Source organism: Roseomonas sp. CECT 9278 (assembly GCF_918698155.1).
GTDB lineage: Bacteria > Pseudomonadota > Alphaproteobacteria > Acetobacterales > Acetobacteraceae > Neoroseomonas.
Map to the genome: position 1 here is coordinate 64,961 of NZ_CAKKLX010000007.1, position 21,608 is coordinate 86,568.

Genomic DNA, 21,608 nt, shown 5'->3' on the forward strand with positions numbered 1-21,608 from the left:
AGCCAAGATTAACCGGATCAGCACTGAATCCCCTTCCGCGTCGCCCCTGTGCGGATGGGTATGACGACCCCACGCGAACGGGTCTTTTCCCGATCATGACAAAGTATTGCAAAACGGGAGGCTCGCTGGTGCGCCGGGCTCAGGCGCTAGAGTCGGGCAGGCAACGCCGCGGTCAGTCGTCATCGCCTTGCACAGCAGACTCCGTGCCGCAGATCGAAGAGACGAACGCAGTGCGGCGCATCATGATGACGTCTACCGACGCCCAGCTGGGCCAGGCGTTATCATGGTTGAGATTCCGCTTGACCCTCCCAACGTGGGAGGGATGACGAATGCGTCTCCAGCGATTGCTGAACAGGAGACACACATGCGGCGCTTCGACATTCCCGCCATGACCTGCGGCCACTGCGTGAAGACGATCACGCAGGCCGTGCAATCGGTCGACGCGGCGGCGCAGGTCCAGGCGGACCTCGCCACGCACAGCATCGGCGTGACCAGCGGTGCGAGCGTGGCGAGCCTCTCGGCCGCCATAGCCGCTGCCGGCTACGCGAACTCCGTAAAGGCCTGAGGCAGGAGCACGCACGATGGCCCCCGACACCAACATCAAGGAGTGGACGCCCGCGCTCGCGGCCTCCATCTCCGCTTCGCCGGACGCCACGCTCTCGGTCCCGATCGAGGGTATGACCTGCGCGTCCTGCGTGCGACGCGTCGAGCGGGCCATCGTCGCCGTGCCCGGCGTGGCCTCAGCCACCGTGAACCTCGCGACCGAGCGGGCCGAAATCCGCTTCGACGGCACGCCGGACCTGCCGGCGGTGCTCGGCGCCGTCAGCCAGGCCGGCTACGGCGTCGGCACCGAGGCGACCGACCTCGCCATCGAGGGCATGACCTGCGCCTCCTGCGTCGGCCGCGTCGAGCGCGCGCTGAAGGCCCTGCCGGGCGTCACGGAGGCCACGGTGAACCTCGCGACCAACCGCGCCCGCGTGACGCACCTGCCCGCCGTCGGCGTCGCGGCGCTGATCGCGGCGGTGCAGGCCGCAGGCTACGGTGCCGAGCGCATCGGCGCGGAGGCCCCCGCCGACCGCGGCGACCGCGAGCGTGCCGCTCGCGCGGCCGAGATTCGCGGCCTGGCGCGCAGCCTCGGCCTCGCTGCGCTGCTCACCCTGCCGCTGGTGGTTCTGGAGATGGGCGCGCACCTGTCCATGGCGCTGCACCACGCCATCCGCGACAGCATTGGCTTCGCGCTGAGCTGGAAGATCCAGTTCGTGCTGGCCGCGCTGGTGATGTTCGTCCCCGGCCTGCGCTTCCAGACCAAGGGCTGGCGTGCGCTGCTGCGCGGCGCGCCGGACATGAACTCCCTGGTCGCGATCGGCACGGGCGCGGCCTTCGCCTATTCGACTGTGGCGACCTTCGCACCCGCCCTGCTGCCGGAGGGCGCGCGCCATGTCTTCTTCGAGGCGGCGGCAGTCATCGTCACCCTGATCCTGCTCGGCCGCTGGCTGGAGGCGCGGAGCAAGGGCCGCACCTCGGAAGCCATCCGGCGACTGATGGGCCTGCAGCCACCCACCGCGCGCGTGCTGCGCGACGGGGCGGAGCAGGAGATCCCGGCGGCACAACTGATCGCCGGCGACATCGTGATGGTGCGGCCGGGCGAGCGCATCCCCGCCGATGGCGAGGTGACCGAGGGTGCCTCCTTCGTCGATGAGGCGATGATCACCGGCGAGCCCGTGCCGGTGGGGAAGACCCCCGGCGCGCGGGTGACGGGCGGCACCGTGAACGGCACCGGCGCCTTCCGCTTCCGCGCGACCGCCGTGGGCGGGGAGACGGTACTCTCGCAGATCGTTCGCATGGTCGAGCAGGCGCAGGGATCGAAGCTGCCGATCCAGGCGCTAGTGGACCAGGTGACGATGTGGTTCGTCCCCGCGGTGCTCGCCATCGCGGCGCTGACCTTCGGCGTGTGGCTGGTGTTCGGCCCCGATCCGGCGCTGGCTTTCGCATTGGTGAACGCGGTCGCGGTGCTGATCATCGCCTGCCCCTGTGCGATGGGCCTGGCGACGCCGACCTCGATCATGGTCGGCACCGGTCGCGCGGCGGAGCTCGGCGTGCTGTTCCGCAAGGGCGAGGCGCTGCAGACGCTGCGGAATGTCGAGGTCGTCGCCCTCGACAAGACCGGCACGCTGACGGAAGGCCGGCCGAGCCTGACTGACCTCTCGGTCGTAGGGGGCGAGGATGAGGCGGCGATCCTGGCGCTGGTCGCCGCGGTCGAGGCGCAGTCCGAGCATCCGATTGCCCAGGCAATCGTCACCGCCGCCAAGGCGCGCGGCTTGGTCCTGCCCGACGCCACTGGCTTCGAGGCCGTGCCCGGCTACGGCGCCACGGCGCTGGTGGACGGGCGACAGGTCGGGGTCGGCGCCGACCGCTACATGGCGCGGCTGGGCATAGACGTCGCGCCCTTCGCCATCACGGCCGCCGCGCTCGCGGACCAGGGGCGCACGCCGCTCTACGCCGCGGTGGACGGGCGGCTCGTCGCGGCACTTGCGGTCGCCGACCCGGTCAAGCCGGGGACGCCGGCGGCACTCGCCGCGCTGCGGGCGCAGGGGCTGCACATCGCCATGGTGACCGGCGACAACCGGCGCACGGCAGAAGCAATCGCCCGCGGCCTCGGCATCGATGAGGTGGTCGCCGAGGTGCTGCCGGACGGCAAGGTTGCCGCCGTGCAGGGCTTGCGTGAGGGCGGGCGGAAGGTCGCCTTCGTCGGTGACGGCATCAACGACGCGCCGGCGCTCGCCGCCGCTGATGTCGGCCTCGCGGTCGGCACCGGCACGGACATCGCCATCGAGAGCGCCGACGTGGTTCTGATGTCGGGCGACCTCGGCGCTGTGGCGACGGCCTTCGCGATCAGCCGGGCCACCATGGCGAATATCCGGCAGAACCTGTTCTGGGCCTTCGCCTACAACGTTGCGCTGATCCCGGTCGCCGCGGGCATACTCTGGCCCTTCGGCGGCACGCTGCTCTCGCCCATGCTGGCAGCGGGGGCGATGGGGCTCAGCAGCGTCTTCGTGCTGGCGAATGCACTCCGGCTGCGGCGGTTCCAAGCCGCCGCAGCCACCGCGCGGGAGGGTGTGTGATGAACATCGGCGATGCCGCGAGAGCTTCTGGCGTCTCGGTGAAGATGATCCGCCACTACGAGGCGATCGGCCTGCTGCCGGCGGCGACCCGGACGGAAAGTGGCTACCGCGTCTACCGGCCCGAGGATGTGCACGCGCTGAGGTTCGTCCGAAATGCTCGCGACCTTGGCTTCCCGCTCGCGGACATCGAGGAGCTGCTTGGCCTGTGGCGAGACAGGGAGCGAAGCAGTGCGGATGTGAAACGTCTTGCCCTTGGCCATCTCGCGACGATCGAACAGAAAGTCAGGACGTTGCAGGCAGTCGGTGAGACTCTGCGACACCTTGCGAAAGCCTGCCACGGAGATGGCCGGCCCGAGTGCCCGATCCTGCAGGGTCTTTCCGAACGCGAGTCGCCAGCGGCGCCCTCTGCGACGCGCGCCCCACGGTCCGGAGGAGGACTGCGACACAGCGGAATCAGCGCCGAACCGCGCGGGTGAATGTGTTGGCGATGCTCTTTACGGGTCTGCAATCGAGGGCTGGGTTTCCACGCTGGAGCCGAGGACCGCAAGCAACGGGCCGAGAACAGATGGTCTCGGGCACGGTTATTTCATCTCGTTTGTGATTGCACACGGACAACTGAGTTCGGCATGCTCCCGTTATTGTAGAAGAGAGGGCCGGTCCTGCGCGCCTGGAGCGCGCTCCAAGGCCCGTGCGCGACCGGGATCGGGGTCGGCCGGCATTGGAGGCTGGACCAAGTGCCACGATGGCTACAGCGGCCGAAACAAGGCGAACCACTCCGGGGCGAAATCGACCTGCGTGGAATGTCTCTGGCAATTTTGGTCGCACGCACCGGGAGCATCCGTTTGGCGGCACGCGAGGCGGGCCGAACCGTTTCGGCCGTCAGCCGCAGTATTCGGGCGCTTGAGGACGGGCTTGGGGTATCGCGCTTCGAGCGGCGTCCGTCGGGCATGAAGCTGACGGCCGCCGGCGACGAGTTCCTTGTTGAGGCGACACGCGTGCTCGGCGGCCTGCAATCTGCCGTGTTGCGGGCACGGGAGGCTGGATCGGCCGCGACGGGCCGATTGGTCATCGGCACATATTTCTCGGCCTCGATGGGACGGTTCCGAGAGGCGCTGATGCGGTTCGTCGAGCAGAACCAGGGCGTCGAGATCTGGCTTCGCGAGGGAAACCGCGATGAGCTCCTGTTGACCCTGCGCCGCGGCGAGGTGGATCTCGCCCTGCTGCTGGGGCCAATGGATGAGTCGGCGTTGGACTGCCTGGCGCTTTGGCAAGAAGCCGGCATGGTTGCCTTGCCAGAGCGCCATCCCCTCGCCGACGCCGGCTTCGTTCGATGGCGGGACTTGGTGGACGAGACATTCATCGTCACGTCGCGTGGTTCCGGACCAGAGGCCCGCATCACGGTCCAAGGACTGCTACCGCCTGGGACGACAGTTCGCTTCGCAGCGCACGATGTCAGTCGGGAGGGCATGTTCAATTTGGTCGGCGCGGGTTTTGGCGTCGCCGTGCTCGCTGAATCCGCGTCAGGCGCGTCCTATCCGGGCGTCGTGTTCCGGCCCGTTGGCGACCAGACCGGTCCGACGATGGTGGAGGCTGCGGCGTACTGGGACCCGAAGCGCGACAACCCCGCCCTGCGAAAGTTCCTGGCGCAGCTGCGTGCCAGTCAGGGATCGCGCGCTGGCTGAGCCTGCGGCCCGCGCGATCGAGGCGTGGGCCGGCGTGCCGGGCGGAAGCCCCGGTCGCTCGCGAGGAACCGCGCCAGCATCGGCGCGACGAGCTTTGTCGGCTCGACCTGCTGCCCCGTCTCGCGCGAGAGCGCTTCCGCGTAGGCGACGAGGTCGCGGTGCAGTTCGGCAGGCAGCTCCACGGTGAGCTTCACCGGACGGTCGTCGAGGATCGGGCCGAGCTTCAGCTTCGGCATGGGTCAGCCTCCGTACGGCTCGAGCACGAGGTCGCGGTGGACGATGACGCGAACCGGAAATCCGGGGCGCACGGTCAGCGTCGGCGGGACAGAGAGCTGCCGGCGGACGATCTCCTCGCCGGCGCGGCCGACGGTGTCCTGGCCGCTCTCGCGAATGGCGCGGGCGATGTCGCTTTCGTCGTCGCGGCCGAGTTCCAGGCCGAGGTTCAGCAGGGTCGCCAACCCGGCGGCGAGGAAGAGGCGCCCCCAGTGGTAGTCCACGCCGTCCTCGAGCCCCGCGTAGCCTGCCTCGTCGGCGCCCGGCATGCGCTCCAGCACGACGGAGCGCCCGTTGGGCAGGATGAGCCGGTTCCAGACCAGCAGGATGCGCTGCTGTCCGAAGCTGATGCGGCTGTCGTAGGCGCCGATCAGGCGCGCGCCCTGCGGGATGAGCAGGTGCCTACCCGTCGGGCTGTCGAAGACGTTGGCCGTGACCTGGGCGGTGATCTGCCCGGGCAGGTCGGAGCGGAGGCCGGTCAGCAGCGCAGCGGGAATGACGCTGCCGGCCTGGATGACGAAAGGGCTGGCCGGCGACTGTATCCGATCCGGTGAGGTAGTACGGCGGTCCGCAGGCCCGCCCAGAAAGGCAAGCCGTCGGTCGGTAGCGTCGGGCCCCACGGGTATGGCGCCGAGGTCTGCTGCTTGCGGCGCGGCCGGCGCACCGGAGCGCGGCTCGCCCCGCGCCTCGACCTGCACGAAGAGCCGGCTCGTGCGCGCCGCCTCGATCTCCTGAAGGCGCCGCTGTTCGGCCGGATCGGCGCTCGTGGGCGCGGCCGGCGGCACGACCGGCTGGCCGCGCTCCTGTGCGCGCATGATCGGCCGGCCAAGATCGCCCGGCAGCGGCGGGCCCAGCTGCGGGATCCCGGCATAGTCGCGGGGCAGGCCGGAAAGGCCGTCGGCCTGCGGATTGCGGTCGGTGCTGTAGATTTCGCGCGGCCCCTCGCCGCCGCTGCGGCCCTGGAGGGCCACGATCAGCGCCGCCCCGATGCCGAGCCCAGCCGCAACGCCGAGCCCGATCAGCACCCGCCGGGAGAGCCGCACCACGCGCGGCGGATCGGGGCGCAGGCGGAGCGCCGCGGCGATGTCGCGCTCGCTCCCGCCCCGTTCCGGCGCCGCCCCGCTCATCGCGCCCGGCCATCGGTGCGCACAATGCGCACGCGCTGCTGCCGGTCGCCGAGGCGCAGCTCGGCTGCGGCGAAGAGCCGGTCGACGATCATGAAGTTCTGCCGGACGCGGTAGTTGACGAGCTGCCCCTCGCCCTCCGGCCCGATGACGAAGAGCGGCGGCATCTCGCCCTGGCCGATGCCGCGCGGGAATTCGATGAAGACCTGCCGCCCGTCGTCGAAGGCGCGCAGCGGCCGCCAGGCCGGGCTGTCGCCCTCGATGTCGTAGCGGAAGCGCAGCCGCGCGAGGTCGAGTCCCTGCTCGACGGGTGCGGCGGCGTTCTGCCGGCGCAGCGCGATCAGCGCGTCCTGCGGATACTGCCAGGAGACGGAGGCCATGTAGGTGCGCTCGGTCGAGCGCAGCTCCAGCAGGTAGGTGCGGCGGTCGGTGTTGATGATGAGGTTGGTGGTGAGGTCGGGGCGCGTCGGCTTGACGATGATGTGCACGCGGCGTGTCGGGCCGGTGCCGCTCTCGGTGTCGCCGATGATCCAGCGCACCGTGTCGCCGGCGGCGACGGGGCCGTTGCCGACCAGCGTCTCGCCCTCCTGCAGCATGATGGCGGTGACCTGTCCGGGCGCGGTGTAGACCTGATAGAGCGCGCCGGGCGTGAAGGGGTAGACCTGCACCGCGTTGATGAAACCCGCGCGCACGGGCTGCACGCGCGCGGCGGCGTTGGCCTGGTTGACCCGCACGGTGGGATCCGGCGCCTCGGGCGTACGGCGCGCGGGCGGGAGCCGCTGAAGCTGGCCCAGCAGCGGCAGGGGCGTCGGCACCTCGACGATCTCGACGGGCCGCGGCGGCTCGGGGATCTGCGTCGCCTGGATCGGCTCGTCGTCGTAGCTGATCTCCGGCGGGCGGAAGGCGCAGGCGCCGAGGCCGAGCAGGACGAGCGCCAGGGTGGGATGTGCGTGCCTCACTGGTGCACCGTTGAAGTGTCGGGTGCGGCGCCGCGTCGCGGCGTAGTGTCCGGCGGCCCGAGTGCCCGTCGTGACGGCCTGCGTCCCTCGCCGCTGGACGGCCATGATGAGACCAGCCGCACGGCGGGTGCCGGGAGACCGCGACGGACCACAGGGTGATGCGCCAGAGCCGGCCAGCCAGAGCGCCGATCAGTGAGGGTTCCGCACGATCTCCCAGCCCGGGCGAGACTACCCCAACCCGAGGAGGTCAGCCCATGCCATTCCACGCCGGTCTCGACTGGGGTGCCGAGAGCCACAGCGTCTGCGTCATCGACACCGCGGGCAGCGTCGTCGCCCGCATCACCGCCAGGCACGACGCTGCGGGCCTTTCCGAACTCCTCGCGGCCTTGCGCCAGATCGCCCCGCCCGCCGCGCTGCCGATCGCCATCGAGCGCCCTTCCGGGCTGGTCGTCGATGCCCTCGTCGCGGCCGGCCACCCGGTGGTCCCGATCCACCCCAACATCGCCAAGGCCTGCCGGCCCCGCTACCGCGCCGCCGGCGGCAAGTCCGATCCCTCCGACGCCTACATGCTCGCCGACATCCTGCGCACCGATGGGCACCGCTTCCGCCCCCTCGCGCCCCTCTCGGACGACATCCGCGCACTGCGTGCCCTGGTGCGCGGGCGCGACGACCTCGTCGCAACACGCATCGCTCTCGCCAACCAACTCCGCAGCACGCTCGAAGGCTTCTGGCCCGGTGCCGCCGTCATCTTCGCCGACGTCGCAAGCCCCATCGCGCTCGCCTTCATCCGCCGCTACCCGTCGCCAGCCAGCGCCGCTCGCCTCGGCACCAAGCGTCTGGCCGGCTTCCTTGCCGCCCATAGCTATTCCGGCCGGCGCAGCCCGGACGAACTGCTCGCCCGCCTCCGCGCCGCTCCTCAGGGCTTCGCGGGCGATACCGAAGCCGAGGCCAAGGGCGAACTGGTCCGCTCCCTCGCCGCCACCCTCGAAGCCATCGTCACCGAAATCACCCGCCTCTCCGCCCGCATCGAGCACGACATCGCGCAACTGCCCGACGGGCAGATCGTCATGTCCTTCCCGCGTGCAGGCCGCATCTGCGCCGCCCAGATCCTCGCCGAGCTCGGCAATGTTCGCGATCGCTTCCCCACGGAGGAGCAACTCGCTGCGGAGGCCGGCGTCTGTCCCGTCACGCACGCCTCCGGCAAGTCCCGCGGCGTCGTTTTCCGATGGGCCTGCAACAAGCACTTGCGCAGCGCCATCACCACCTTCGCGGACAACTCCCGCCGCGCCTCCACATGGGCCGCCAACATCTACCGACAGGCCCGTGACCGCGGATGCAAGCATCCCCACGCCACGCGCATCCTCGCCCGCGCATGGGTCCGAATCCTTTGGCGCGCCTGGCAGGACAACACCCTCTACGACCCAGCGCGCCACACCGCCGCCGCAAAACTCGCCGCCTGACAAACCAACGCTGGACACAGGGTGTCTCATTGCCCGAGCTCCCGCGACCAGTTGATGGCGTGGACGAAGATGCCGAGGGGGTTCTTGCGCAGTCGTTCGGCGTCGCGCGCCGGCTGGACCACGATGGTCAGGATCGCGCTCCAGCGCTCGGTGCGCGCGAGCTGGCCGTTCTCGTAGGTCCGCTCGATCCACGCGACGCGGAAGCTGTCGTCGGAGGCGCGGATGACGCTGGAGACTTCGACGGCGACCTGCTGGCGGCCGACGCGGCCGAAGGGATCGCTGGCGCGCGCGAAGTCGTTGAGCGCCAGCGCGCCGCGATCCGTCGCGAAGTCATAGGCACGCAGCCAGTTCTGGCGGACGATGATCGGGTCGGCGGCGATCCCGCGCACCTGCTCGATGAAGCGCGCGAGGTGCCAAGCGATCTGCGGGTCGGTCGGGCGGAAGTTGGCAATGGCGGGTGCGACCGCCTGCGCCTCGCCGAGTCGATCCACCTGCACGACCCAGGGCACGATGGTGCCGCGGGCGGATTGCCAGACCAGGGCGGCAGCGAGGCCTGCGATCAGGAAAAGCTCGCCCAGCGCCATCAGCCGCCAGTTGCGCGCCTGGACGCGGGCGGAGCCGATGCGCTCGTCCCAGGCCTGGGCGGCGCGCTGGTAGGGCGTCTCGGGTTCGGGCGTGCGGCCGTAGCGGACGGAGGGACGGCGGAACATCAGCGATCCTCCGAGAGGCGGATGGAGGAGCCGGCGCCGCCGCCATCGCCGGAGCGGATGGCGTGGCCGAGGGTGGTGACGCCGTGGCTCAGCGCCTGCCCGCGCCGCATGCGCCGGGCCCAGGCAGGCGCGCCGGACGACGCTGACGAATCAGCCGGCGCCGAGGCGCCGCCACTGACGGCCGCGCTGCCGGCGGCGTGGCTGGCACGGAGGCTGCCCGCAGCGCTGCGCAGCGGGCTCATGGCGGCCGAGCCCGCGGCCATCGCCACGCCGGACGTACCCCCGCTGCGATAGGCGGTGCTCGTGGCGCCAAGCGCATAGGCGGAGCCTCGCGCGCCGGCGCTGATGGCGGACCCTGCCGCGCCGACCGCAGCGGCCCCGGTGCGCACGGCAGCCGCGCCCGCGACCATGGCGCCGCCTGCCGCCAGGCCGGTGCCGACTGCCGCGCCCGCGCCAAGCTGCGGCCCGCCGGAGATCAGCCCGTTGGCGATGCCCGGCCCGAAGATCCCGAGCGCCAGCAGCGCCAGCGCCGCCAGCACGATGGACATCGCCTCGTCGATGGTCGGCTGGTTCGCGCCGAAGCCCGCGGTGAACTGCGCGAAGAGCGTCGAGCCGATGCCGACGATGACGGCCAGCACCAGCACCTTCACGCCGGAGGAGACGACGTTGCCGAGCACGCGCTCGGCGAGGAACGCGGTCTTGCCGAACAGCCCGAAGGGCACGAGCACGAAGCCCGCCAGCGTCGTCAGCTTGAACTCGATCAGCGTGACGAAGAGCTGGATCGCCAGGATGAAGAAGGACAGCAGCACAACCGCCCAGGCGAACATCAGGATCGCGATCTGGACGAAGTTCGTGAAGAACGAGATGTAGCCCATGAGGCCGGAGACGGCCTGGAGCAGCGGCCGCCCCGCATCGAGCCCGACCTGCGCGACCCGGCCCGGCTGCAGCAGCTGCTGCGCCGTGATGGTCGAGCCCGACGCGACCAGCCCGAGGCCGGCAAAGCTGTCGAAGATGACCTGGGCGAGGAAGTTCCAGTTGCCGATGATCCAGGCGAAGACGCCCACGAAGAGGGTCTTCTTGATCAGGCGCGCGATGATGTCGTCGTCGGCACCCCAGGCCCAGAAGAGCGCGGCGAGGGTGATGTCGATGACGATGAGCGTGGCGGCGAGGAAGGCTACCTCGCCGCCGAGCAGCCCGAAGCCGCTGTCGATGTAGCGGGTGAAGACGTCGAGGAAGCGGTCGATGACGCCGGTGCCGTTCATGGCACGTCCCGGGGTGTGCGAGGATGCGGCGCCACGACCATGGCTCAGCGGCCATGGAACATCTGCGCCGAGCCCGGCTGGTAGCCGGCGCCCGGGGCGAGGAAGCGTTCCAGCTGCTCGCGCGCCTGCTCCTCGCCGCTGGCGACGCGCGCGGCCTCGAGCGCCTGCGCGCGGCCCTGGGCTGCGAGAAGGGCGGTGAGGTCGGCGATCTGCTGCGACTGGAGGGCGAGCAGCTGATTGCCTGCCTGCGCCGCCTGAAGCGCGCCTGTCGCGCCCTGGCTCTGGCCGATCAGGGCCTCGATCTCGGCGCGGGTGCCGGTGAGGTTGCCGACCACGGTCGCCTGCGTCATCAGCGCGTCCTGGAAGCCGGCGACGGAGGTCTGCCAGCGCTCGCGCGCATTGGCGAACATCTGCTGGCTGGAGCCGAGCGAGGCGGCGCTGCCGTAGCCCTGGGTGAAGGCGCGCTCGATGTCGGTGACCTCGTAGGCGAGGCGCTGGGCGCGGGCGATCAGCTGCTGCGTGCGCGTGAAGGACTGCTGCAGCCGCATCAGCGAGGAGTAGGGCAGGCTCGCGAGGTTGCGCGCTTGGTTGATCAGCATCTGCGCCTCGTTCTGAAGCGAGGCGATCTGGTTGTTGATCTGGTCGAGCGCGCGGGCGGCGGAGAGGATGTTCTGCGCGTAGTTCCAGGGGTCGAACACCGTCCACTGCGCCTGGGCGGGCGTGACCGGGATGGGGAGCGGCAGGCCGAGGAGGGCGGCGCCGAGCAGCGCGGCGCGGAGCGGGCGGCGGATCATCACGGGGTGTTCTCCGAGGGGTCGGGCAGGAGCTCGGCGGCCCAGTCGAGGCCGCGGCGCAGCAGCCAGGCCCGCGCGAAGCCGGCGCGGCCATGGGCGGCGAGGGTTTCGGCGATGGCGGCCTGGTCGGTCTTAGAGGACGCCGCACAGAAGGCGAGCGCGACCTCCGACAGCCCCAGCTCGAAGAGCCGGTTGCCGCGGCGGGACTGGCAGTAGTAGTCGCGCTTGGGCGTGGCGCGGGCGAGGATCTCTATCTGCCGGTCATTCAGCCCGAAGCGGGCGTACATCGCCGCGATCTGCGGCTCGAGCGCGCGCTCGTTCGGCAGGAAGACGCGCGTCGGGCAGCTCTCGATGATCGCGGGCGCGATGGCGGAGCCATCCACGTCCGCCAGCGACTGCGTCGCGAAGACCACCGAAGCGTTCTTCTTGCGGAGCGTCTTGAGCCACTCGCGCAGCTGCGCGCCGAAGGTGGCGTCGTCCAGCGCGAGCCAGCCCTCGTCGACGATGATCAGCGTCGGCCGGCCGTCGAGGCGCCGCCCGATGGCGTGGAAGAGATAGGCCAGCACGGCTGGCGCGGCGGCGGTGCCGATCAGCCCCTCGGTCTCGAAGGCCTGCACCTCGGCCTCGCCCAGCCGCTCCGCCTCGGCGTCCAGCAGCCGTCCCCAGGGGCCGGCCAGGGTGTAGGGCTCAAGCGCGCGCTTGAGCGCCTGGGACTGCAGCAGCACGGCAAGGCCGGTCAGGGTGCGCTCGTGGATGGGTGCGGAGGCGAGGCTGGTCAGCGCGGACCAGAGATGGTCCTTTACGGCAGGATCGATCGCCACGCCCTCGCGTGCGAGCAGGCCGGCGATCCACTCCGCCGCCCAGGCGCGCCCCTCCGGCGCATCGATCCGCGCCAGTGGTTGCAGCGCCACCGGCTCGGCCATGTCGCCGGCCAGCGCGCCGCCGAGGTCGTGCCAGTCCCCACCCATGGCGATCGCGGCAGCCCGGATCGAGCCGCCGAAGTCGAAGGCGAAGACCTGCGCACCCGCGTAGCGGCGGAACTGGAGCGCCATCAGCGCCAGCAGCACCGACTTGCCGGCGCCGGTCGGGCCGATCACCAGCGTGTGCCCGACATCCCCCACATGCAGCGAGAAGCGGAACGGCGTCGCGCCCTCCGTCCGCGCATGGAACAGCGGCGGGCCGCCGAGATGCTCGTTCCGCTCCGGCCCGGCCCAAACCGCCGAGATCGGCACGATGTGCGCGAGGTTCAGCGTCGAGATCGGCGGCTGCCGCACATTGGCGTAGAGATGCCCCGGAAGGCTGCCGAGCCAGGCCTCGACGGCGTTGACCCCCTCGCGGATGACGGTGAAGTCGCGGGACTGGATGACCTTCTCGACAAGGCGGAGCTTGTCGTCGGCGGCGCGGGCTTCCTCGTCCCAGACCGTCACGGTCGCCGTGACGTAGGCCCAGCCGGCGATGTCCTGCCCGAGCTCCTGCAGCGCCTCGTCGGCGTCAGCGGCCTTGTTGGCGGCGTCGCTGTCGAGCAGGACGCTCTGCTCGTTGGTCATCACCTCCTTTAGGATCGCCCCGATCGACTTGCGCTTGGCGAACCACTGCCGGCGGATGCGCGTCAGCAATTTCTGCGCATCGGTGCGGTCGAGGCAGATGGCGCGGGTGCACCAGCGGTACTCGAAGGCGAGCGCGTTCAGCTCGTCGAGGATTCCAGGGAAGGTGGCGCTCGGAAAGCCGATGATGGTGAGCACGCGCAGCTGGGCGTCGCCGAGGCGCGGCGCCAAGCCGCACACCAGGGGCTGGTCGGCGAGCAGCGCGTCGAGATGCATTGGCGTCTCGGGCACGCGGACCAGGTGGCGGCGGGTCGAGACCGTCGAATGCAGGAAGGTCAGCGTCTCGGCGTCATCGAGCCAGCGCGCCTCCGGCACGAAGGCCTCGATCTGGTCGAGCACGCGGTCGGTGCGGTCGATGAAGTTTCTGAGCGCCTCGTGGCCGGTGGCAGCGTCGACGCCCTCGGTGCCCTCGTAGAGAAACCCCTCGGCGCGGGTGGCGTCGTCGGCCGGCGGCAGCCAGGCGAAGGTCAAGACGTAGACGCTCTCGAAATGCGCGCCGGCCTCTTCGAACTGGGCGCGCCGCTCGGCGTCGACCAGAGCCGAGACCGGATCGGGGAAGGTGCTGGCAGGGTAGCCGCGGGCCGGCACGCGCTGCGCCTCCGCGAAGACTGCCCAGCCTGAGCCGAGGCGCCGCAGCGCGCCGTTCAGCCGCGCGGCGGTGGCGGCGAGCTCGGCGGGCGTGGCGCTGTCCAGGTCCGGGCCGCGAAAGCGGGCGCTGCGCTGGAAGGAGCCGTCCTTGTTCAGCACCACGCCTGGCGCCACCAGGGCGGCCCAGGGGAGGAAGTCCGCGAGGGTCTGGGGCTTCCGGCGGTATTCGGCGAGGTTCAGCATCGTGCCCTCACGCGCGTAGCCAAGCCGGGTAGCGCAGGTGCCGGCGCACCACCTCGACGAACTGGGCATCCCGCCGCGCGGCCCAGACGGCGGCGAGGTGGCCGACCAGCCAGATCAGCACGCCCGCGACCCAGAGCCGCAGCCCGAGCCCGATCGCCGCGGCGAGCGTGCCGTTGGCGATGGCGACCGCCCGCGGCGCGCCGGCGAGCAGGATCGGCTCGATCAGCGCGCGGTGCACCGGCGCCGAGAAGCCCGGAACCGGGTCGGCCGGCGCGGCCATCAGATCAGCACCCCGCCGCCGAACTGGAAGAAGGACAGGAAGAAGCTCGACGCCGCGAAGGCGATCGAGATCCCGAAGACGATCTGCACCAGCCGTCGGAAGCCGCCCGAGGTGTCCCCGAAGGCCAGCGTCAGGCCCGTGACGATGATGATGATCACCGCGATGATCTTGGCGACCGGCCCCTCGATGGATTCCAGCACCTGCTGCAGCGGCTGCTCCCAGGGCATGTTGGAGCCGGCGGCGCGGGCGGGCGCCGTGAGCGCGATGCACAGCGCGAAGGTGGCCGCGCCGGCGAGGCGCGTGCGCAGCGTGGGCGTCATAGGGTGTCTCCTGTGGGGGTGAGGTCGTAGTCGCCGGTCGTGGTCAGGCCGCGGACCTGGGCGAGCTCGGCAAGGCGGCGGTCTGCACCGCGGCCGGCGAGCACGGCGATGACGTCGACCGTTTCAGCGATCAGGGCGCGCGGGACGGTGACGACAGCTTCCTGGATCAGCTGCTCGAGGCGGCGCAGCGCGCCGAGGGCGGAGCCGGCGTGGATGGTGCCGATGCCGCCGGGATGGCCGGTGCCCCAGGCCTTGAGCAGGTCGAGCGCCTCGGCGCCGCGCACCTCGCCGATGGGGATACGGTCGGGGCGCAGGCGCAGCGCGCGGCGGACGAGCTCCGACAGCGAGACGACGCCGTCCTTGGTGCGCAGCGCAACCAGGTTCGGGGCGCGGCACTGGAGCTCGCGCGTGTCCTCGATCAGCACGACGCGACCGCCCTCGCGCGCAACCTCGGCGAGCAGGGCGTTGGTCAGCGTGGTCTTGCCGGTGGAGGTGCCGCCGGCCACCAGGATGTTGCGGCGTTCGGCAACGGCGATGCGCAGGGAGGCGGCCTGCCCGGCGGTCATGATGCCCGCAGCGACGTAGTGCTCCAGCGTGAACACGGCGACGGCGGGCTTGCGGATCGCGAAGGCCGGGGCCGCGACGACAGGCGGCAGCAGACCCTCGAACCGCTCACCGGTCTCGGGCAACTCTGCCGATACGCAGGGGCGGTCCGCATGCACCTCGGCGCCGACGTGGTGAGCGACGAGGCGGATGATGCGCTCGCCGTCAGCGAAGGATAGACAGCGGCCGGTATCGGCGAGGCCTTCCGCGAGACGGTCGATCCAGAGACGGCCGTCGGGGTTCAGCATCACCTCGACGACGGCTGGGTCCTCGAGCCACGCTGCGATGCCCGGGCCGAAGGCAGTGCGGAGCATCCGCGCGCCACGTGCGGTCGTCTCGGCCTTGAGTGGATGCAGCGACATGCGGTCCCCGTTGTGGTGCCGCGGCGAGGACGCCGCAGCGAGCGGGGACGATTAGAGAGCGGCTGTTCGGGGCGGGTTCAACAACACAGAGGTTTCGTAGTGGGACGGCGCGGAAAGACAGGCGTCGTGGTGGGGCTGATCCCGGCCGAAGCACACGCCGTGGTCTTAAGCGCGTTTCGGTTTCAATCGATGACGAAAGAGGGTTGATACGTCTTCGTACCTTGTCGGTCGAAGTCGAACTCGTAGATGATGGCCGGGCCTACCGCCTGGTGGTGCTGGCCGAGGAAGAACAGCAGCGCGTTGGGGCAGGCGGCAAAGATGTGCGCGAGGCGGTCCGGATTGTTGCCCCGCGTCGCACGCACCTCACGGGCGATCAGGTCGGCGATGGCAGCGGCATGCGCGCCGCCCGCCACGGCCTGGCCGGACGGGCCCGTCGGAGGTCGAAAGTTCAGCATTGCTCCCCAGTCAAGCCCCGCCCCCTGCGCAAATCGCAGCATCTCCGGGGCGACATCATGGGTCAGGCCGACGCCGACGAGGATGCCGGCCCCCGGACCACAGCTGTCCGCGTCCACCTCCAACGAAGGCCCGCTCTTGCCGTCGTCGGCGCGCCATACGCGCGAGCCACCAGCTCTTCCCTTCTGCACCAGTTCCACGTCAACGCCGGACTTCACGTGGAGCACGGCGCCCGCGATAAACGCGATGGAGGCGTGCGCGTCGAGAATGAGGCGCAGCCGGGGTGAGCGGCGCACCGCGTCGCGCAGGAACTCCTCGACGCGAGGGCGGATGTTGCGCTGCCAGTCCTGTCCTTCCTGGAGGTAGCGCTGGCGGAAAAGATCGGTGAGCAAAAGCGTATTGTCGGGGGCTGCGCCGGAGACATCGGCTGCGGGGCCGAGGAAAGTGCGGATCGCTACCGGCAGGAAAGCATCCGCGACAGGTGCGGGCGCTACGATCAGGCGCTCCTCGCCACAGATGCGATCGAGCGAGGCCCGCGTGAGCCCATTCAATCCACGCGCCGTAAGCTGCCGGATGAGCTCATCGTAGCGGAAATCCGATGCTTCGGCGCTGCACGTCGCAAGCCCGACGGAGCGGGCGCGCTCGTTCACGGCATCCCGCATTTGTTCAAGAGAAGGTTGGCTGTGCAGGATACGAAAGCCTTCCAGCATCCCTCGCAGTGCGTCATCCGAATCAAGCGCGAGGTGCTCCCGCCACAGCGTACGGACTCTGCCCATCCGGCTCCGCTTGCCAGTGCCGTCGAAGAGCCGGTCCAGAAGCAGCGTGTGGTCATTCTGGGAGATCAAATCCCAAAGTGCATCCTCCCTCTCGATGCCCGACACTGTGATGAGGGAGAATCGTGAGCCGGCGGGGGCGTTACATCGCGCCGCGCGGAGTCGCTGCAGCAGCGAGACACGCTCCGCGCCGATGAAGCCTGGGTCCACAAGGTCAGCGGAGCCGAACGGCTTGCCGGCAGCGACATGCCACTTAACCTGCTGGTAGTCCGCCGGGACGCGCGTGGGGCCCGAGCCTGGGATGGGGGGATCATAGCGCACGACCACGTCGTCGAAGGCCCGCGGCGCGGCGGCCTCGAATGTTACCTCCGTGACGCAAGATTCCCGCGCGCGCAGGTTCAGCGCGTTCAGCCAGAACACTCGAGCCTGGTAGTTGTTCCCCTGCCAGGGTGCGACGACCGCATTTGCCATTGTGGGCTTTCCTCAGCGCCGCCCTAAGGCCGCAACATGGGCAGGTACCGTCATGACAGCGGGAACTTTGGACCGAACAGGGCGCGCCAAGCCCTGAGCGCATCGCCGTTGCGGTTCTGGCGGGCGAGATGGATCGCGAGCGATGCCTCGCGGTTGGCAGCAAGGAGTAGAGACCGGGCGCGCTGCTTCTCCGCGGCAGCCATGCTGTCGCTTACCGGCGGGCCGAGGCCGGCAGGGTCAGGCCAGATGTCGAAGATCCGGTCGGAAAGCGTGGCGAAAAGCGCCTGGATCTCCCGGTCGAACTGCCCGCACCAGCCGCCATGCAGGCACTCCAACGCCATGACCTCGATCAGGAAAGACGGCTTGATGGGCTTCTCGCCGTGCCTCGCGTTGTTGTTCCAGTACTTCATCATCCGGACCAGGCCCTTCCACTCGCCGTCGTATGCCTGATGAGCCACGGTGGCCTTGTCCGCGTGCACCTTCGGATTGGTCTTGATCCACCTGCCGGTCACGGCGTCAGGAATTTCGTAGTCTGCGCCAGCCGCAAAGGCCGGAACTGCATCCACGCTGACGACGCGGTAGTCGGTGTTATCGTCCGCGTCGGCCACGACGCCGAAATCGATGTTGACGGAGCGGGACTGCTTCCGGAGCGCCTTAGCCGCGTACTTCTCAAGCAGGCGCGCGTGGAAGTCGTCGACCACCACGGACGGAGCTTTCTCCCGGTACGTCCGCTCTGACGATCCCAGGACGAAGAAGATGTCGATGTCCTTGAGCGGCTTGGTCTTCGTCCAACGTCGGTAGGATCCCGTGAGGAAGTCGCTATCGACAGCGAACTTGGTCCGCAGGAAATCCCGCACCTCGTTGTGGCGAGCCGCCGCATTGGCCTGTTCGCGGTCGTTCAGCTCAAGGCGGCTCTTGAATTTCCGGAACGCCTCGTCGACGGTCAGCATCAGAGCCTCCTCCAGTACGCCGCGCTGGCCCCGAGCCCGTGGTGCTCGATGGTCCCGCCGAGTGATTGCCGGACCATGCCGGCGGTGGACCGGAGGGTTGTGTCCGACCAGCCGTCCACGGCCTCGGCTCCAGGGCTGTTCTGCACCACGATGCGGTAGTCGGCGTCGCCCGGCCAGAGGCCGGCCTTGCGCACCGCCAGCCTTATCTGGTCGGTGTCTACCCAGAAGTGGCCGTCGCCGCCGGTCCATCCGTAGACGACGTCGATGTCCCAACGTCCTAGCGGAGTACTGCTGCCTGGCCTGAACACTTCAAGGACGATACGCTCGAGGTGCTCAGAGGCGATCCAGCACCGCAGCCCGCGTGAGAGCACCTGCCAGTCGTCGGTGAGTTTCGCCGGATCGAGCCCGCTGAGGACAATGATATCCTTCAGGCTCTTGAGCATGTTCTCGGCGACGTAGGTCACCGAGTTTGTGCGAGAATAGGCGGAGACGACGACAGCGCTCATCGGCCGAGGAAGCCCTTCATGTCGAGCGTGAGAGGGATGGCGACCGATGCAGTCGCAGTGCCGGCCCGCTCGTCGGCGGCGGGGGACGAGCCCGGACCCCGCGCAGTCACGCGGGCACTGTGCCGCGCCAGGGCGCGCTGCACCCAGGCGAGGTCGTCCTGCCCACAGGGAAGGGACACCCGCCAGTCACCCTTCAGCGGGTCGTAGCCAAGGGGTCCCTCGTTCGCATCGGAACCGTCGATGGCGTCGTCGTCGAACAGGCAATAGATCCGGGTGCGCGGGCCTTCGCAGGTGACGACGATCGGTTCGTCGCGCGCGGCCTGGTCGGAGATGATGCTCGCCGCAGTGCCGCTGACAGCGAGGAGCTCGCGGCGTGCCTCCCCGACGGCGCCTTGCGTGAGCAGGTCGACGATCGCGGCCCAAGTACCGTGGGCATCGCGGTGCGGTGTCGCGCGGAAGATCCGGCGAATGACGGTCGTCATGCCTTTCCTCCAGCGGCCAGACGGGCCTTCCTGGCCGCCTCGGCGGCACCGTGGATGTCGGCGAGGGTCACCTTGCCCGGGTCCATTGCTGTTTCCGGGCTGCTGGCCAGCGCATTGCCCACGGCCTTGCGGATGGCGCGGCCGTCGAGGCCAACGCATGCGGCGACGGCCGCGTCAAATCCCTCGGCGCCTACGAGCCTGCCGATCGTCGGGTAGGTTTGGCCGAGGCCCAGCACGCAGTCACCAAGGATGCGTCGGCAGCCCTCGATGTCCGGCAGTGGGACTTCAATCACGAGGTCGCAGCGCGAGGTGAAGGCCTCGTCCAACGCCTGAGGGAAGTTGCTTGTCGCGACGAACAAAAGGTTCGGATTGCTCTCGGCCAGCAAGTCGAGCTGGACAAGCACGGCATCGGTTGCGCGGTGCACGTCGATCGGATTCGCGTCCATGCTGAGCCGAGACCGATCGACCGCAAGGGTTTCGACCTCGTCCAGCAGAACCACTGTCGGCGCGCTGCCCGCCACAGACCTGAGTGCTTCTGAGAAAAGGTCGGACACGGCACGCTGGGTCTTGCCGAGGGCCGAATTGGCGAGCTGGTGGGGGTCGACTTCGACTAGCCTGAAGCCATTGCTCTTGAACGATCTGGCGACACGGTCGGCGAGTCCAAGGGCGAGCGAGGTCTTGCCGGTCCCTGGGGGGCCGACGAGCAGGATCACGCCGTGCAGCGGCAGGACCGTGCGGGGCACCTGCGCTCGGAGGGTGAAATTCAGGACGGCCTGGGACAGCAGCTGTTCCTTCTGCCCAGCGCCCACGTGGATCGAATCCCACAGGAGGGCGAGCTGCGGGTCGGGAAGCGCCCGAATGCGATGGATCCCCTTAGGGAGGCCGTCACGAAGATTGGTCGTCGAGTCGAGCATGCACCTCTTCCCCTACGGCACCGGACCAACCCCTGCTCCGCTCTCGGGACAGCCAAGCCGACGCTCAGCCTCCATAGATGCGCCAATCCCGCCGATGGGCTTGACGCCGGAATCGTGAACTGATTCGATGCGTTTCACGTGTTAAGCACTTCGTAGCCAAAGAGTGTCTCGTATGTCAAACACTTCGTTCTGCGCGAGACGGAGTGCGTGGGAGGAGGTCAGATGGACCACGCCGGCTTCGGATTGAGGCTCGCCGCCAAGCGAGGCGCGATCGGCGTGCGGGCCGCTGCGCGAGATGCTGGTGTCAGCCCGGCGACGCTGTCCCGCATCGAAAACGGCCACGTGCCCGACATTGAGACCTTCGAAAGGCTTTGCCGCTGGATGGGGGCCGATCCTGCGGAATTCCTCGACGGGCCGGCGCAGGAGGCCGTGGGCACAGTCCAGTTCAAGAAGCTGGACGCGGTCTCTCCAGCGACGGCGGCGGCCCTCGGCGAGCTCGTCATGGCTGTGTTCGAGATGGTTCGGTCCGAGGCGCAAGAAGGTGGAGCAGCTGGGGAGGCCGCGTGACCACCTTCCGGCGCGGCTTCAAGTCCTGGTGCGAGACGACGGCCCTCCAGTTTCGGACGGCGTTAGGCCTGAAGGCACCTGACCCTCTCCCGGCAGAGCGGCTCGCCGCGCATATCGGGCTGCGGGTCGTCGATATCGGGCTGATCCCCGGTCTTCGCGCGGAAGCACTTCAGCAGCTTACCGTCGCCGACCCAACCAGTTGGTCGGCGGTGATGCTGACCCTGGGAGACAGCAAGGTCGTCGTTGTTAATCCCTCCCACTCGGACGGTCGTCAGTCGAACGACCTGATGCACGAATGCGCGCACGTGGTGCTGAACCATGCACCCTCCAAAGCGCTCCGCGCAGCGACGGGTGCGCTCATGCTCAGCGCCTACGACAAGCGGCAGGAGGCAGAAGCCGACTGGCTCGCTGCGGCTCTTCTGCTACCTCGTGCTGCACTGCTCAGGATCGTGCAGAGCGGCGTTTCATCCGAAGAAGCTGCATGCCAGTATCGAACCAGTCAGGTTCTGCTGCGTATGCGCTTGAACCAGACTGGCGTGAATCTGCAGATGCGCCGTCGGGTGGCGTGAACCAGGCCTGATCGCTCGCGCGGGCTCATTTCTTCCGCTGTTTGCTCTCCGGCATGCATGGCGTGGGTGTCGTGAGGGTGCTGGTCACGCGGGAGGCTTTTCTTCGGACGCGACTTCGTCGATGGCACGAGATGCTGATACATCAGTCGTTATCTCATCGGCGAGCATGCGGCCTTTCGCAAGCCGTCGAGCAAGAGCCTCGACGAATGCGTCGTAGCGCTCCTTTCCCTTCACCTGGGCGGCGGCCTGCATCGCGTTAGGTAGCGGCGGCGTCGCAGTTATCCAGAACCGGACGAATAGGGCTATTGCCTCGTTGCCAATGGTGACATGGCGCTCCAGCCGCTCGCTGGCGCGCGACAGGCGATCGAGCCGGCGTGCCAGGGCCGCCTCCAGCCGGTCGGGACCATCCGCCGAGAGGTAGCTCTCGAGTGCAGCCTCGACCACAACGGACTGACTCACACGCTTGCGTGCCGCGTATTCTGCGAGGCGGCGCGTCAGATCTGGGGCCAGCCGAAAGGTCACCTTGGTGCGCATTGT

23 protein-coding genes are annotated in these 21,608 nt (G+C 69.4%); 7 read left to right on the top strand and 16 right to left on the bottom strand.

The features are described from left to right. Positions 1 to 364 precede the first annotated feature (364 nt). The 4 genes from LQ222_RS06760 to LQ222_RS06775 all read left to right on the top strand — a co-directional run bounded on the left by LQ222_RS06760 (position 365) and on the right by LQ222_RS06775 (position 4,804). Complete coding sequence (locus LQ222_RS06760) at positions 365 to 565, top strand: heavy-metal-associated domain-containing protein (protein WP_230165327.1); 201 nt, start codon at positions 365 to 367, stop codon at positions 563 to 565. A 16-nt stretch (positions 566 to 581) separates the two neighbouring features. Further along, complete coding sequence (locus tag LQ222_RS06765) at positions 582 to 3,122, top strand: heavy metal translocating P-type ATPase (protein ID WP_305800006.1); 2,541 nt, start codon at positions 582 to 584, stop codon at positions 3,120 to 3,122. After that, positions 3,122 to 3,598: a Cu(I)-responsive transcriptional regulator gene (gene cueR / locus LQ222_RS06770; protein ID WP_230165328.1), complete on the top strand. Its 477-nt coding sequence runs from the start codon at positions 3,122 to 3,124 to the stop codon at positions 3,596 to 3,598. Before LQ222_RS06765 ends, cueR begins: the two co-directional genes overlap by 1 nt. Before the next feature lie 324 nt (positions 3,599 to 3,922). Continuing rightward, the gene (locus tag LQ222_RS06775) at positions 3,923 to 4,804 is read left to right on the top strand and encodes a LysR family transcriptional regulator (RefSeq protein WP_256444009.1); all 882 of its coding nucleotides are present in this window, start codon (positions 3,923 to 3,925) and stop codon (positions 4,802 to 4,804) included. Here the strand turns inward: LQ222_RS06775 and LQ222_RS06780 are convergent. From LQ222_RS06780 to trbG, 3 genes are read right to left on the bottom strand one after another with little or no spacing between them, the layout of a single operon-like run. Continuing rightward, positions 4,783 to 5,040 (bottom strand): DUF2274 domain-containing protein, encoded by a 258-nt coding sequence (locus tag LQ222_RS06780; protein ID WP_230165330.1) that lies wholly within the window; start codon positions 5,038 to 5,040, stop codon positions 4,783 to 4,785. The genes LQ222_RS06775 and LQ222_RS06780 overlap by 22 nt on opposite strands. Positions 5,041 to 5,043: 3 nt before the next feature. Then, positions 5,044 to 6,204 carry a TrbI/VirB10 family protein gene (locus LQ222_RS06785; protein WP_230165331.1) on the bottom strand — a complete coding sequence of 387 codons (1,161 nt, stop codon included), beginning with the start codon at positions 6,202 to 6,204 and terminating at the stop codon, positions 5,044 to 5,046. Next, positions 6,201 to 7,265, bottom strand: a complete 1,065-nt coding sequence (trbG, locus tag LQ222_RS06790; RefSeq protein ID WP_230165332.1) for a P-type conjugative transfer protein TrbG — start codon at positions 7,263 to 7,265, stop codon at positions 6,201 to 6,203. Before trbG ends, LQ222_RS06785 begins: the two co-directional genes overlap by 4 nt. Before the next feature lie 149 nt (positions 7,266 to 7,414). Here trbG and LQ222_RS06795 point away from each other — a divergent pair, with 149 nt between their 5' ends. Continuing rightward, positions 7,415 to 8,620 (top strand): IS110 family transposase, encoded by a 1,206-nt coding sequence (locus tag LQ222_RS06795; protein WP_230165333.1) that lies wholly within the window; start codon positions 7,415 to 7,417, stop codon positions 8,618 to 8,620. A gap of 26 nt (positions 8,621 to 8,646) precedes the next feature. On the opposite strand, the gene trbF is transcribed toward LQ222_RS06795, so the two are convergent. From trbF to LQ222_RS06855, 12 genes are all read right to left on the bottom strand, one after another. Next, on the bottom strand, positions 8,647 to 9,330 hold the full coding sequence (trbF, locus tag LQ222_RS06800) for a conjugal transfer protein TrbF (RefSeq protein WP_230165334.1): 684 nt from the start codon (positions 9,328 to 9,330) through the stop codon (positions 8,647 to 8,649). Further along, a complete protein-coding gene (gene trbL, locus LQ222_RS06805) occupies positions 9,330 to 10,592 on the bottom strand; it encodes a P-type conjugative transfer protein TrbL (RefSeq protein ID WP_230165335.1) in 1,263 nt (420 codons plus the stop codon). Before trbL ends, trbF begins: the two co-directional genes overlap by 1 nt. Before the next feature lie 44 nt (positions 10,593 to 10,636). After that, on the bottom strand, positions 10,637 to 11,386 hold the full coding sequence (gene trbJ, locus LQ222_RS06810) for a P-type conjugative transfer protein TrbJ (RefSeq protein ID WP_230165337.1): 750 nt from the start codon (positions 11,384 to 11,386) through the stop codon (positions 10,637 to 10,639). Beyond that, positions 11,386 to 13,821, bottom strand: coding sequence for a conjugal transfer protein TrbE (gene trbE / locus LQ222_RS06815; RefSeq protein ID WP_230165338.1), 2,436 nt, complete (start codon positions 13,819 to 13,821; stop codon positions 11,386 to 11,388). Before trbE ends, trbJ begins: the two co-directional genes overlap by 1 nt. A gap of 7 nt (positions 13,822 to 13,828) precedes the next feature. Continuing rightward, the gene (locus LQ222_RS06820; protein ID WP_149536375.1) at positions 13,829 to 14,101 is read right to left on the bottom strand and encodes a VirB3 family type IV secretion system protein; all 273 of its coding nucleotides are present in this window, start codon (positions 14,099 to 14,101) and stop codon (positions 13,829 to 13,831) included. Then, positions 14,101 to 14,421 carry a TrbC/VirB2 family protein gene (locus LQ222_RS06825; protein ID WP_230165340.1) on the bottom strand — a complete coding sequence of 107 codons (321 nt, stop codon included), beginning with the start codon at positions 14,419 to 14,421 and terminating at the stop codon, positions 14,101 to 14,103. Before LQ222_RS06825 ends, LQ222_RS06820 begins: the two co-directional genes overlap by 1 nt. Further along, the gene (trbB, locus tag LQ222_RS06830; protein WP_230165342.1) at positions 14,418 to 15,386 is read right to left on the bottom strand and encodes a P-type conjugative transfer ATPase TrbB; all 969 of its coding nucleotides are present in this window, start codon (positions 15,384 to 15,386) and stop codon (positions 14,418 to 14,420) included. Before trbB ends, LQ222_RS06825 begins: the two co-directional genes overlap by 4 nt. A gap of 182 nt (positions 15,387 to 15,568) precedes the next feature. Continuing rightward, positions 15,569 to 17,083 (bottom strand): SAVED domain-containing protein, encoded by a 1,515-nt coding sequence (locus LQ222_RS06835; RefSeq protein ID WP_230165344.1) that lies wholly within the window; start codon positions 17,081 to 17,083, stop codon positions 15,569 to 15,571. 50 nt (positions 17,084 to 17,133) lie between these two features. Next, positions 17,134 to 18,033, bottom strand: a complete 900-nt coding sequence (locus LQ222_RS06840) for a CBASS oligonucleotide cyclase (RefSeq protein ID WP_230165346.1) — start codon at positions 18,031 to 18,033, stop codon at positions 17,134 to 17,136. Continuing rightward, complete coding sequence (locus LQ222_RS06845; RefSeq protein WP_230165348.1) at positions 18,033 to 18,539, bottom strand: HORMA domain containing protein; 507 nt, start codon at positions 18,537 to 18,539, stop codon at positions 18,033 to 18,035. Before LQ222_RS06845 ends, LQ222_RS06840 begins: the two co-directional genes overlap by 1 nt. Then, positions 18,536 to 19,021: a hypothetical protein gene (locus LQ222_RS06850; RefSeq protein ID WP_230165350.1), complete on the bottom strand. Its 486-nt coding sequence runs from the start codon at positions 19,019 to 19,021 to the stop codon at positions 18,536 to 18,538. The genes LQ222_RS06845 and LQ222_RS06850 overlap by 4 nt, the downstream gene beginning before the upstream one ends. Continuing rightward, complete coding sequence (locus LQ222_RS06855; protein WP_230165352.1) at positions 19,018 to 19,935, bottom strand: AAA family ATPase; 918 nt, start codon at positions 19,933 to 19,935, stop codon at positions 19,018 to 19,020. Before LQ222_RS06855 ends, LQ222_RS06850 begins: the two co-directional genes overlap by 4 nt. A gap of 222 nt (positions 19,936 to 20,157) precedes the next feature. On the opposite strand from LQ222_RS06855, the gene LQ222_RS06860 reads away from it, so the two are divergent. After that, positions 20,158 to 20,502 (top strand): helix-turn-helix domain-containing protein, encoded by a 345-nt coding sequence (locus LQ222_RS06860; protein ID WP_230165353.1) that lies wholly within the window; start codon positions 20,158 to 20,160, stop codon positions 20,500 to 20,502. Next, complete coding sequence (locus LQ222_RS06865; protein WP_230165355.1) at positions 20,499 to 21,071, top strand: ImmA/IrrE family metallo-endopeptidase; 573 nt, start codon at positions 20,499 to 20,501, stop codon at positions 21,069 to 21,071. The genes LQ222_RS06860 and LQ222_RS06865 overlap by 4 nt, the downstream gene beginning before the upstream one ends. 84 nt (positions 21,072 to 21,155) lie before the next feature. Here LQ222_RS06865 and LQ222_RS06870 read toward each other — a convergent pair whose 3' ends face one another. After that, positions 21,156 to 21,605, bottom strand: coding sequence for a ribbon-helix-helix domain-containing protein (locus LQ222_RS06870; protein ID WP_230165357.1), 450 nt, complete (start codon positions 21,603 to 21,605; stop codon positions 21,156 to 21,158). Between the last annotated feature and the right edge of the window lie 3 nt (positions 21,606 to 21,608).